We start from the raw sequence: 12540 nt of genomic DNA on the forward strand, positions 1-12540 counted from the left end.
CGCCCCGCCCGCAGCGACACGTCCCGCACCGCGTGCACCACCCGCTCACCGCCGCCGTAGTCGCGGCACAACCCCTCAACCCGGACCAGGTCCTCACTCACGTCGTGCCCCTTCCGTCGCCGGAGCGGACCTGCACGTGGTCCGGCTCCAGAGTCAGCTTCACCCGGTCGGCCAACGCGAGCGCGTCGACGAAAGCGGCGGGCAACTGCATCCGCCCGGCCCGGTCCAGCACCGCGTACTCCTCGGTGACCAGTTCCTCCACCCCGTCGGCGCCGACCCGCGCGGTGCGGCGCACCTCCGAGGCGGTGCGCCCGTCGCGGATCGCGACGGTACGTCGTACCTGGGTGGCGACCTGCGGGTCGTGGGTGACCACCACGACGGTGACACCCAGCTCGGCGTTGATGGTGCGCAACGCGCCGAACACCTCCGCCGCCGTGGCCTCGTCCAGCTCACCGGTCGGCTCGTCGGCGAAGAGCACCTCCGGGTCGTTGGCCACCGCCACCGCCACGGCGCACCGCTGCTGCTCACCGCCGCTCATCTGCCCCGGCATGCGGTCCGCGCAGTGTTCCACGCCGACCAGCTCCAACAGTTCCACCGCGCGCCGTCGGGCCGCCCGGCCCCGCCGCCCGGCAAGCTGCATCGGCAGCGCCACGTTCTCCCGCGCGGTCAGGTACGGCAGCAGGTTACGGCTGGTCTGCTGCCACACGAACCCGACCGTGTGCCGCCGGTACCGCAACCGCTTGCGCGCCGACATGGTCAGCAGGTCGTAGCCGGCCACCCGGGCGATGCCGGCGGTGGGGGTGTCCAGCCCGGACAGGATGTTCAGCACGGTGGACTTGCCGGACCCGGAGGCGCCCACGATCGCCACCAGCTCACCGCGGTCCACCACCAGGTCGAGGCCCTGCAACGCGACCACCTCCACCCCCTCGGTGGTGAAGATGCGTACCAGGCTGTCGCAGACGATGTGCCCGCGCAGCCGGTCGGCCCCGCCGGCACGGTCGGCGGCCCGTTGCGCCGCCCGCCGCTGCAACGTCGCCAGATCCGGTACGTCCTCACGCACCACACTCATGCCGGCACCACCGCGCCGGGCCCGATGACCGCCTCGCTCATCACCCGTTCTCCTCTCCCAGCCGCAGCACCTCACCGAGGCGCTGGCGTCGGTTCACCAGGCTCTCCACCACCAGCCCGGCCACCAGACCGAGCACCACCAGCGCCAACACCCCGCCCACGACCAGCGGATCCAGCCGCTGCGGCAGCGCCACGTCCGGCACGAACGCGGACAGCCCGAGGGTGGGACCGAGCAGCCGCGGCAGCAGCGCCCCCACCACGGTGCCCACCACCGCCGCGACCACCACCAGCGGCACCAACTCGTACACCAGCAGTCGCCGGCCGTGCACGGCGGACATTCCCAGGGTGCGCAGCCGCGACAGCATCCGGCCCCGACCGGCCGCGTCGGCGATCACCGTGAACCCGACAGCCAGCAACGCCAACGCCGTACCGCCGACCGCCCCGGCGGTGAACGTCAGGGTCAGCACCTCGTTGGCGCCGGTACGCGCCAACGACTGCCGGTACGCCCGCCAGGTCTCCAACGCCGCCGGCAACTCCGGCCGCGTCACCTCCACCCCGAGCACGTCGGACTGCCGGCGACGCTGCGCGTCGTCGGCGACCGCCAACAACCGCGCCCGGTCGATGTCGTCACCGGCGACCAGATACCGGTTGGGCACGATCGGCGCGTACGCGTACTCCGTCAGCGCCTGCCACGGCAACACCACGAACCGTTCCACCCCCAACCCGACGCCGGGAAACGTGTCGACCACGCCGGCGACCCGGAACCCGTACAGCCGGCCCTGCACGTCGGCCACTGCCGCACCGTCCAACTCCGCCGCCACCTGCGTCGAAACCAGCGCCGGCACCGGCGTGTCGGCGCGCACGGCGGTCCGCAACGCGGCCGGCACGTCCACGTCGACACCGCTGCGGGCCACCACCTCGGCGAACGCCGCACCGTCCACCACCAGCACCCGGGCCTGCCCGAACGACCGCGCCCCGACCTCGGTGCCGGACAACAGCCGACGGTTGGAGTCCACCCACATCCGGGCCACCGCCCGCACCCCCGACACCTCGGTCAACGCGGCACCGGCGTCGGGCGCGAAGGAGTAACCGGTCAGCAGCGCGTCGGCCGGCACGGTGAGGGTCGCGGCCCGGTCCCGGGCGGCGGAGACGTTCGTCGTCACCACCGCACCGAACACGCCGGTGCTGACCGCGACGATCAGCACCGCCAGCGGGCCCAGCGCCACCGGCGCGCCCCGCCCGGCGCGGGCCACACCGAGGAACAGCACCGCGCCCCGGGCCCGCGCCCCGAACCGGCCCGCCAGCCGCAGCGGCCACGGCAGCAGCCGGATCGCCACCAGCGCCGCGGCGAGCGCGACGAGCACCGGCACCGAGACGAGGTACGCGTCGACACCGCCCGCCGTGTCGAGGCCCCGCCGCCGCAGCAGCAGGACCCCGAGGCCGGCGAGCATCAGCACGCTGGCCTCGGCGGTCAACCGGCGTACCGACGGCCGCTGCCGCACCACATCGCTGCGGCCGGTGACCGTGGCGACCCGGCGGTGGGCGACCATGGCCAGCACCGGCACCACCGCGGTGGTCGACACCGCCAGCAGCACCGCCAACCACGGCAGGCCGTGGGCGGGACCCGGCACCCGGCTGCCGATCAGCACACCGACCAGCACGGCCAGCGGCTGCACCAGCGCCGCCTCGGCCAGCGTGCGCCCACCGATCGTGGCCAGCGCCGCGCCCCGGGCCCGCAGCAGGGCCAACTCGTCGCGGCGGCGGCGCACCGCCAACCGGGCAGCCAACAGGATCAGCCCGAGCACGCTGGCGATCAGCCCGGCCTGCACGACGGCCAGCAGCGCCCGCACCGTCCGCAACTGGTCGGCGAAGCGGCTCAACGCGCTGTCCAGTGACGTCTGCACCGTCGACTCCGGCACCCATTCGATGCGCCGACTGTGCGTCACCGCCTCGGTGACCTCCGCCAGCATCGAGGTGTCCAGGCGGCGCTCGTCGAGGCGGTAACGCCAGCTGTGGTCGGCCGCAACGCCGCTGGCGGCCGAGACCAGGTCCAGGCCCGTCCAGTCGGTGACCGCCCCCGCCAGGTACGGATCGCCGTCCGCGACCGGCACCAGCGGATCCAGCGCCAGCCGCAGGTCGTCCCAGACGTGGTCACCGGCGTCGCGGGCAGTGAACACCCCGACCACCTGCGCCTGCGCCACGCCCTGCGGTCCGGCCAGCCGCAGCCGGGTGCCCGGCCGCAGCGACAGCGTCTCGGCCACCGCCGCCGACACCGCCAGCTCCGCCGCCCCGCCCCCAGGCGTACGCGGCCACCGGCCGGCGGTCAACTCGGCCGCTTCCGGCACACCGGTCTGCGCCCGCAACCCGATGTTCTTCACCGCACCGCCGTTCATCGGCGGCTCGTCGCCGGTGGCTCTCAACTGCTCCTCGGGCAGCGCCGCGGCGTACCACCGGCGGTCCACCAGCGCCGGCAAAGGCTGGGGCAACGCCTCGGCGAACCCGTCCAGTGACGTCTGACCGGCGGCGGCGGTGCCCGGCCGGTCCGGCCGCATCGCGACGGCGATGGTCACGTCCCGCACCTGGTGCGGCAGCCGGTTCACGTCTGCGCGCAGACCGGCGTCGGCGTACCCGTCGGCCAGCCGAGGCGCCGCCGTCACCAGCAACGCCGCCACCAAACCCAGCGCCGCGAGCAGACCCACATGCGCGCCGTACGCCCTGATCCTGCGCAGAATCATCCTCGCGCTCACCGGGCCGACCTTTCGTTCGCGACTGCGGGGCTCGCAAGCTCACTCCTCGCGCTCACCGGGCCAACCCTTCGTTCGCGACTGCGGGGCTCGCAAGCTCACTCCTCGCGCTCACCGGGCCAACCCTTCGTTCGCGACTGCGGGACTCCGCTGCGCTGCGTTCCTCGCGCTCACCGGCCTCGCGCTCACCGGTCCTCCCCGGTGCGGAGTTGGGTGGCGGTTAGCCGGCGACGCATGCCGGTGGACAGTGCGGCGCTGAAGGCCAACGCCACCAGTAGCAGACCCACGGCGGTGGCCAGCACCGGTGGCCACTCCACCCGCAACAGTGGTGGCGGGTCGGGGCGGTCGGCCGACGGGGTGAGGATCACCAGCGGGGCCATGGTCGCTGCGACACCGAGCCCGACGACGAGCCCGACGAGCACCCCCATGCCGGCCAGGAACGACTGCTCGGCCAGCAGGGACCGGGCCACCAGCCGGTGTCCGGCGCCCAGGGTGTGCAGCACGGCCAACTCGGTGGCCCGGCGGCGGGCGGTGGCGCTGACGTCCACGGCCACGCCGACCGCGGCCAGCAGCACCGCCGCGAGGGCGGCGGCGAACAGCGCGCCGCGGGCACCGACCCCGAACGGGTCACCGGCCAGCTCGTCGGCGGCGTCGGCGCGGTTGAGCACGACCAGGCCGCCGAGCGCGGCGGCGGCGGTGGCCGCCTGCTGCGCCTGCCCGGGTGCGGTGGACAGCCACCACTCCTGAGTCGACAGCAGCAGGCCGTGGTCGTGGAAGAGCCGGGTGCTCAGCGACGGCAGATCCACCAGCAGCGCGGCGTCCTCGACGTCGCCGGGCAGCGCCGTCACGGCGTCGACCACCGTCACGTCGACGTCGGCGCCGCCGAGGAACAACCGGGTCTGCGCCCCCACCTGCAGGTGCAGCGCCGCCAGGGCCTGCGCGGTGGCCACCACGGGCACCCGGGTGTCGGCGGCCGACCGGGTGATGGTCAGCTGCGTCAACGTCGGGCGGTCGTACGGGTTGCCGCTGCGCGCGTAGCGGGTGCGCAGGGTCGCGCCGGTGGCGGTCGACGCGGCCACCTCACCGGCCCGGTCCGACAGCCGCCACGGACCGTCGGCGGCGAGGTCCAGCGGGGTGCCGGGGGAGTCGTCCGGGCCGGCGGCCCGCAGGTCGGACACCTGCCAGTCGAGCGAGGTGCCGGGGCCGCCGAGGGTCTCGGCGGTGAACCCGGCCAGCCGCCACGGCCCACCGGCGGGCAGGTCGACGGAGAAGCGCAGCGGTTCGTCGTCGAGGGTGCTGCCCAGTGGGAGCCGCCGGTGGCCGTCGCGTGGCCCGACGACGATCGCCTGGTGGGTCACGGACCCGGTGATGCCGCGCCCGTCGGCGCGGGTGCGCAGGTGCCCGGTCAGCCGGCGGGCATCGGCCGGCAGCGCGACGGTCGTCGCCGGCACCCGCTGCGCGGCGACGCTGTCGAACAGTTCCTCGGTGCCGCCGCCGGCGGCCAGGTCGTCGCGTAGGTGCACCACCTGACCCGCGGTGGCGGCGTCGAGCCCCAGCACGGTGCCCGGTTCGGCGCTCGGGCCGAGGCGTACGGTGTCGCGCCAGGCCGCCAGCACCGCCCGGGTCCCGGGCAGCGCGGCCACCTGGTCGGCCCGCTGCGGCGGCGCGGCGTTGTTGACCTCGGTCAGTCGCAGGTCGGCACCGACCCGGTGGGCGGCCTGGTCGGTCAGGGACTGCTGGGAGGTGCCGGCCAGCGACCAGGCGAGGGTGCCGACGGCGACGGCGAGGGCGAGCAGCAGCACCGGCCCGGCGTGCGGCCGGCGGCCGGCCTGCCAGGTGCCGAGCATGACGGCGGTCCACGGTTTGCGGTCCACCCACCGTTCGGCGAGGCGCACCAGCGGCGGCAGCAGCCGCAGCGCCAGCACCGCGCCGGCCAGCACCCCGAGCGTGGGCGCGGCGGCCAGCAGCGGGTCGACGCCCAGTTCGCCGCCCCGGTCGCGGGACACCGGGGAGGAGTAGCGGCCGAGCTGGTACCAGGCCAGCAGGGCCCCGCCGACCAGGACGACGTCCAGCCCGGCCCGCTGCATCAGGCCGCGGCGGCTCGGCCTGGACCGGCTGGCCAGGTCGGCGACGTAGCTGTCGCCCCGGCGCAGGCTGGGCGCGATCATCGCCAACGCGCAGCCGGCCGCCGCGGCGCCGGCCACCAGCCAGATCGTCGGTGCGCCGTGTCCGCGTAGCGACACGGCGGCCAGGCCGGGCAGCCGGTCGGCGACGTCGAGCAGTTCGGCGGCGAGCAGCGGGGCCAGGCCCGCGGCGGGCAGCACGACAAGTGTGGCTTCCCGGGCGGTCAGGCCGACCAGTTGCCAGCGGGCGGCGCCCCGGGCCCGCAGCAGCGCGGTCTCGCCGCGGCGCTGCTCGGTGAGCAGGACGGCCACCAGCAGCAGCGCGTACCCGCCGAGCACCACCACCAGCAGCATCGGGGTCACCAGCGCGGAGCGGCCGACGAGGGTGGCCTGCTGCAACCGGCGTACCAGGATCTCGATCTCGCTGGTGGCCACGGCGGAGTCACCGAGTGCCTCGATGCTCCTCGCGCTGGTGGTGATCCGCGTCGCGACCTCGGCCAGCCGGTCCAGGGCGGCCGGGTTGGTGACCGTGGACAGGTCCGGTTCGATCAGCCAGCCGATGGAGGCGTTGGTCAGGAAGCGGGAGGTGAAGTCGTCGCGGTGCACGATCATCGGCCCGTAGGTGGCGGCCTGCGGCAGCGAGCCGGTCGCCGTCTCGGGGGCCAGTCGCCAGTACGCGGCGGCGGGGTCCACGGGGGTGAACACGCCCACCACCGCCACCTCGATGATCGTGCCGGTGAGCCCGTCGGTGATCGGGATGCGGTCGCCGACGTCGACCCGCAGGGCCGTCGCGGCGGCCGTGGCCAGGGTGGTCTGCACCGGCGTCGCGCCGGCCCGCGGCCAGTCGCCGGCGGTCAGCCGGGCGTGCGCGGGCAGGTCGTCGAGGAACATCACCGAGGCGTACGTGCTGCCGGTGCGGTCGGCGGCGGCGTCACCGGTGTCGCCGCGCAACTGCCGGCCGGCGGCGTAGCCGGCGGTGCTGATCCGGGCGGGCAGGCCGGCCAGGTCGGTCTCGACGCGCTGCCGTAGCGCGCTGTCGCGTTCCCGCAGCGCCTGGTGGGTGCGGCCGGCCGAGGCGCGGACGAGCACGGAGCGTTCCTCGGCGGCCGCGGCGGTGAGGACGTTGCGGGTGCCGGAGTCGACCACGTCCCTGCTGTACGCGGCCAGGCCGGTGAGTGCCACCGTCGCCACCAGGGCCGCCCCGGCGGCCGCGAGCAGCAGCCCGCTCGTGCCGTGGGCGCGTCGCCACGCGAGCCTCATCCGTCGGCTACCCCCGCTCGTGCCTCGGCGCCGGTGCGGCCCGCGCCGGCTGTCGTCATGCCTGAGAAGGGGGCGGCCGCCGGAAAAGGTTCGCGGCGGTGATCGTTTCGTTATCGACCGGCCGTCGGCGGTGGGGTTCGCGCTGCCGATTGACTTTCCGCCGCCCCACTTCGACACTGAGGGGCCAGATCAACAGATGTCGATACAAGGGGGAGTTGATGAGGCGTGTCCTCGCCGCCATGGTGGCCGGCACGGTGACCGTCGGTCTCACGCCGGTGGCCCCACCCGTCTCGGCGTCACCGGCCACCTCGCGTGCGCTGGCCCAGGTGCACACCGCCGGGCGGGTGAGCGTCGCCGACGGCGCCGCGCGGTTCAGCTGGCCGGGCGTCTACTTCGAGGGCCGCGTCCGCGGCACCGCCGTCGGTGTCGTGCTCGACGACCCGCACAGCGACTACGACGTCCAGGTCGACGGCGTGACCGCCGCCACCCTGGTCACGCCGAGCGCCGGCACCCACTGGATCACCGACCTGCGCGACACCGCGCACACCGTACGCCTGGTCAAGCGCAGTGAGAGCCCCTGGGCCACCGCCTCGTTCGGCGGTTTCGTCGCCGCACCCGGCGGCGCCGTGCTGGCCAGGCCGGCCGCGCGGACCCGCCAGATCGAGTTCATCGGCGACTCGCACACCGCCGGCTACGGCAACATGTCCACCACCCGCGACTGCTCCGGCGACGAGGTCAACCGCACCACCAACGCCGACCGCAGCTTCGCCGCCCTGACCGCGAAACGGCTGCGCGCCGACTACCAGATCAACGCTTTCTCCGGCCGCGGCATGGTCCGCAACTACGCCGGCGGTGAACCCGGCACCAACTACCGCACCTACTACGACCGGGCCCTGCTGGCCGTCGACGGTGACGTCTGGCCGGTCCCGCCCACCTGGCGGCCCCAGCTGATCGTGGTGGGTCTGGGCATCAACGACTTCTCCACCGCCATCGGCCCCGACGAAACCTGGACCCCGCAGAGCCTGGCCGCCGCGTACCGCAGCGCCTACCACGGCTTCCTGGACAAGCTGCGCGCCCGCTACGGCCGCAGCGCCACCATCCTGGTGGTCGCGGCACAGATGTCCGACCCCACCCTCGGCGAGGCCACCCAACGCGTCGTCCGCGAACGTCACCGCCGCGGTGACCAGCGGGTGCAGCACTTCTCCTACGGCGAGAACCTGGACCTGCTCGGCTGCCACTGGCATCCGTCGCAGCGCGACCACCAGCTCATCGCCGACCAGCTGCACTCGTTCATCGGCACCCTCGCGCTGCGCTGGTAGCGCGAGGGTCAGCTGCCGGCGTCACCACCGCGCCGACGGTCAGCTCCCGGCGGAGCGTGGGCCGAGGTCGCCGGTGCGGTGGTGCCGCCGGCACAGCACCTGGTAGCGCAGGTCGGCGTCGTCGACGGTGTCGCCGATGACGACCTGCTCGCCCTCGCGGACCACCCGACCGCCGGCCACCCGGGCGTTGAGCAGCCCCTCCCGGCCGCACCAGCAGAGCACCTCGACCTGGATGCGGGCCACCGAGTCGGCCAGTTCGAACAGCCGCTGCGCGGCGGGGAACAGGCAGGACCGGAAGTCGGTGGCCAGACCGAAGGCGTACACGTCCACGTCGTAGCTGTCGACCAGCTCGGCCATCTGCTCCACGTGCTCCACCGAGTAGAAGCTGGCCTCGTCGCAGATCAGGTAGTCCACCCGTACGCCGTCGGCCCACGCCTCGCGGACCAGGGCCCGCAGGTCCAACTCGTCGGTGATCTCGATGGCCTCGTGCGCCAACCCGATGCGGGTGGTGACCTGCGGGCCCAGCGACCGGTCGATGCGGGTGGTGACCAGACCCCGGCGGCCCTGCCGGGCGTGGTTGTAGTTCATCTGCAGAGCCATCGTGGACTTTCCGCAGTCCATCGGGCCCCAGTAGAACCGCAGCGCGGCGGCGTGCGCCGGCCGCCCGTCCACGCCTCGGGCGGCCACGCACCCGACCGGGTCGTCGCCCGGAGCGGCCAGCAGCGGTCGAGCCAGGCAGGTCGGTGTGGCGTCGTCGGCGGTACTCACGGACGGGCAGCCTAGCCGATGGGCACCGGCGAGCCGATCATCAGCGGCCCGCCGGTGTGGGTCACAGCACCCGCGGCGGGGTGTTGCCGGCGGCCACGATGGCCCGGCGCATCGGCACCGCCAGCAGCAACGCGAACCCGACCACGAAGAAGATCAGCAACGAGACCAGACCCACCCGGTAGGAGTTGGTGAGCTGGAAGACCAGACCGAAGGCCAGCGGCCCGAGCCAACTGGTGCCCTTGTCGCTGATCTCGTAGAAGCCGTAGTACTCGCCCTCCTTGCCGGCGGGGATGAGCTGGCTGAACAGCGACCGGCTCAACGCCTGGCTGCCGCCGAGCACCAGTCCGATGGCCGCGCCGAGGATCATGAACGGCACCGGCGCCTCGGCGGGCAGCCGGAACGCGCCGAGGATCACCGCGATCCACAGCACCAGGCTCAGCAGCACCGTCTTCCACGCGCCGATGCGCGCCGCCAACGCGCCGAGGGCCAGCGCCCCACCGAAGGCCAGGAACTGCACCAGCAGGATCGTCACGATCAGGGTGCTCTGCTCCAGCCGCAGCTCCTCGGTGCCGTACTGGCTGGCCAGGGTGATGACGGTCTGGATGCCGTCGTTGTAGACCAGGAACGCCAGCAGGAAGAACAACGTCAACGGGTACGCCTTGACCTGCCGCAGGGTGCGCCCGAGCTGCCGGAACCCGTCGGTGAACACGTTGCCGCGGCCGCCGGCGGCCAGTGCCGCGGCGGTCGGGTGCTCCCGCAACCAGCGCAACGGCACCAACGTGAACACCGCCCACCACAGCCCGGCCGAGACGATCGACCAGCGGGCCAGGTCCAGGGTGCGTTCGGCGGTGCCGTTGTCGAACGACTGCACCGCGACCAGGTTCAACGCCAACAGCGCGCCGCCGCCGAGGTAACCCAGCGCCCAACCACGGCTGGAGATGCCGTCGCGTTCGTCCGGCCCACCCAACTGCGGCAGGAACGAGTTGTACACCACGATCGCCGCGCCGAAGGCGATGTTGGCGACCAGGAACAACGCCCCGCCGAGCAGATACCGGTCACCGGTGACGAAGATCATCGCGATGGTGGCGAACGCGCCGGTGAAGGCGGTGCCGGCCAGCAGTCGCTTCTTGTGCATCGACCGGTCGGCGATCGCCCCCGTCACCGGCAGCACGAAGACCGTCAACAGCACCGACAACGAGATCAGGTACGGAAAGTACGACCCCGGGGCCACCCGGATACCCAACGGGTAGACGTACCCGTCGCAGTCGCCGCCCGGCGCGCACCCGGCGGCCACCTTGGCGACGCTGGTCAGGAACGGCCCGAGGAACACCGTGATGACGGTGGTCTGGAAGGCCGAGTTGGCCCAGTCGTAGACGTACCAGCCGGTGCGCTCGCGGCGGGTGCTGGCAGGCGGCGGCAGGTCGTCGCGCGCGGTGGGGGACACCGTCTCGGCCATGTGGGGTCCTCTGCCCTGACTGCTCAGGCGGCCCAGTGGCCGCGGCTGCGGTAGACGTCGCGCAGCACGCCGACGTGGTCGGTCATGATGCCATCAACACCAAGATCAAGTAACTCGTGCATCTCGGCAGGATCGTCGATCGTCCAGACGTGCACCTGCAACCCGCACCGGTGCGCGGTACGCAGCAACCGGCGGTCGACCACCGGCAACCGGCCGTAACGCACCGGCACCTGCGCCGCCACCACCGAACGCGGCAGCCGCAACGGCCGGCCGGTCAGCGACGCCCACCGCAGCCGGGCCACCCCACGCACACCGAGGCTGGTGGCCACCCGCCCACGGGTCAGCGCCCGCAACCGGGCCAGCCGACCGTCGCTGAACGAGGCCAACAGCACCCGCTCGTGCGCGTCGACGCGCGCCAGCGTGGCCACCGTCGGCAGCACCGCCCGGTCCGACTTGACGTCGATGTTGAATCGCACCTGCGGCCACGCGTCGAGGACCTCGTCCAGGCGCGGCACCGCGGCGTCGCCGCCGACGCGTACCGTGGCCAGGTCGGCCCAGCGCAGCGCGGCGACCCGGGACCGCTGCCCGGTGAGCCGCTGCAGGGTCGCGTCGTGGAACACCACCGCCACCCCGTCGGCGGTGGCGTGCACGTCGGTCTCCACGTACCGGTAGCCGAGGTCCACCGCGCGGGCGAAGGCCGCCGCGGTGTTCTCGTCGCCCTCGGCGGCGCCACCGCGATGGGCGAACGCGAGCGGGCCGGGGGAGTCCAGGTAGGCGTAGCCGATCGACACGCTGCGCAGTATGCCCGGCTCCGGTGACCTGCCGGTGGCCGGGACGTGACAGCGCACCCGACCCGGCCACCGGCGGCCGCTCTGTGCTATCCAGGTGCGATGACCGACCCACAGCACCCGCGCCCGAACAGCGCCGCGACCGACATCCGGACCCACCGACTGATCTACGGGTGCATGGGCCTGGGCGGGACATGGGACAACCAGCCGTACGGCGCGCAGGAGATCGACGACGCGCACGCCGCGGTCGAGGCGGCGTTGGAGATCGGCGTCACCGCCTTCGACCACGCCGACATCTACGGCAACGGCAAGTCCGAGGCCGTCTTCGGTGAGGTCCTCACCCGTACGCCGGGACTGCGCTCGCGCATCCTGATCCAGACCAAGTGCGGCATCCACCTGCCCGACGGCGCCCGCGCCGGCTACTACGACCTGCGCGGCCCGCACATCGTACGCAGCGTCGAGCAGAGCCTGACCCGGCTGCGTACCGACGTGATCGACGTGCTGCTGCTGCACCGGCCGGACCCGCTGGCCGCCCCCGAGGAGATCGCCGAGGCCCTCACCTCGCTGCACCGGCAGGGCCTGGTGCGGCACGTCGGGGTCTCGAACATGGCCGCCGCGCAGGTGGCGTACCTCCAGGCGCACCTGGACCTGCCGCTGGTGGTCAACCAGTTGCAGCTGAGCCTGGCCCACCGCGACTGGGTGGAGGCCGGGGTGCTGGCGAACACCACGCAGTCCGCGACGCTCAACTTCCCCCTCGGCACCATCGAGCACTGCCGCAGCAACCGGATCGGCGTGCAGGCGTGGGGGGCGCTGTCCAAGGGCCGGTACACCGGGCTGGCGCAGACACCGACCGAACACGCCACGGCCGAGCACGTCGCCGCGCTCGCGCAGCAGCACGACACCACAGCGGAGACGATCCTGCTGTGGTGGCTCCAGCGGCACCCGGCCCGGATCGTGCCGGTGATCGGCACCGCCCGCCCCGAGCGCATCCGAGCCTGCGCCGACGCCCTGCAC

At 73.7% G+C, this 12540-nt stretch carries 8 protein-coding genes; 2 read left to right on the forward strand and 6 right to left on the reverse strand.

Features of this window, described 5'->3' with window-relative positions; translation table 11 throughout:
* Positions 1–97: 97 nt before the first annotated feature.
* The 3 genes from C1I93_RS22195 to C1I93_RS22205 all read right to left on the reverse strand — a co-directional run bounded on the left by C1I93_RS22195 (position 98) and on the right by C1I93_RS22205 (position 7195).
* Entirely contained in the window at positions 98–1069 is a 972-nt protein-coding gene (locus tag C1I93_RS22195) for an ABC transporter ATP-binding protein (protein WP_111245229.1), read from the reverse strand.
* 40 nt (positions 1070–1109) lie between these two features.
* On the reverse strand, positions 1110–3815 hold the full coding sequence (locus C1I93_RS22200; RefSeq protein ID WP_146603558.1) for an FtsX-like permease family protein: 2706 nt from the start codon (positions 3813–3815) through the stop codon (positions 1110–1112).
* A gap of 182 nt (positions 3816–3997) precedes the next feature.
* The gene (locus C1I93_RS22205; protein WP_111245231.1) at positions 3998–7195 is read right to left on the reverse strand and encodes an FtsX-like permease family protein; all 3198 of its coding nucleotides are present in this window, start codon (positions 7193–7195) and stop codon (positions 3998–4000) included.
* 218 nt (positions 7196–7413) lie between these two features.
* Here C1I93_RS22205 and C1I93_RS22210 point away from each other — a divergent pair, with 218 nt between their 5' ends.
* Complete coding sequence (locus C1I93_RS22210; RefSeq protein ID WP_212808473.1) at positions 7414–8514, forward strand: SGNH/GDSL hydrolase family protein; 1101 nt, start codon at positions 7414–7416, stop codon at positions 8512–8514.
* Positions 8515–8553: 39 nt separating this feature from the next.
* On the opposite strand, the gene C1I93_RS22215 is transcribed toward C1I93_RS22210, so the two are convergent.
* The 3 genes from C1I93_RS22215 to C1I93_RS22225 all read right to left on the reverse strand — a co-directional run bounded on the left by C1I93_RS22215 (position 8554) and on the right by C1I93_RS22225 (position 11529).
* Positions 8554–9249 (reverse strand): thymidine kinase, encoded by a 696-nt coding sequence (locus tag C1I93_RS22215; RefSeq protein ID WP_420811708.1) that lies wholly within the window; start codon positions 9247–9249, stop codon positions 8554–8556.
* A gap of 94 nt (positions 9250–9343) precedes the next feature.
* A complete protein-coding gene (locus C1I93_RS22220) occupies positions 9344–10738 on the reverse strand; it encodes an MFS transporter (RefSeq protein WP_111245233.1) in 1395 nt (464 codons plus the stop codon).
* 23 nt (positions 10739–10761) lie between these two features.
* Complete coding sequence (locus tag C1I93_RS22225) at positions 10762–11529, reverse strand: glycerophosphodiester phosphodiesterase family protein (RefSeq protein ID WP_111245234.1); 768 nt, start codon at positions 11527–11529, stop codon at positions 10762–10764.
* A gap of 99 nt (positions 11530–11628) precedes the next feature.
* On the opposite strand from C1I93_RS22225, the gene C1I93_RS22230 reads away from it, so the two are divergent.
* On the forward strand, positions 11629–12540 hold a 912-nt coding region (locus tag C1I93_RS22230), incomplete at its 3' end, for an aldo/keto reductase (protein WP_220039595.1).

Source organism: Micromonospora endophytica, from assembly GCF_003236305.1.
Lineage (GTDB): Bacteria > Actinomycetota > Actinomycetes > Mycobacteriales > Micromonosporaceae > Micromonospora > Micromonospora endophytica.

What these genes read in the sequence shown, in the direction of transcription:
- C1I93_RS22195 (WP_111245229.1), bottom strand. Translation starts at nt 1,069, where the DNA reads ATGAGTGTGGTGCGTGAGGACGTACCGGATCTGGCGACGTTGCAGCGG.
- C1I93_RS22210 (WP_212808473.1), top strand. Translation starts at nt 7,414, where the DNA reads ATGAGGCGTGTCCTCGCCGCCATGGTGGCCGGCACGGTGACCGTCGGT.
- C1I93_RS22205 (WP_111245231.1), bottom strand. Translation starts at nt 7,195, where the DNA reads ATGAGGCTCGCGTGGCGACGCGCCCACGGCACGAGCGGGCTGCTGCTC.
- C1I93_RS22220 (WP_111245233.1), bottom strand. Translation starts at nt 10,738, where the DNA reads ATGGCCGAGACGGTGTCCCCCACCGCGCGCGACGACCTGCCGCCGCCT.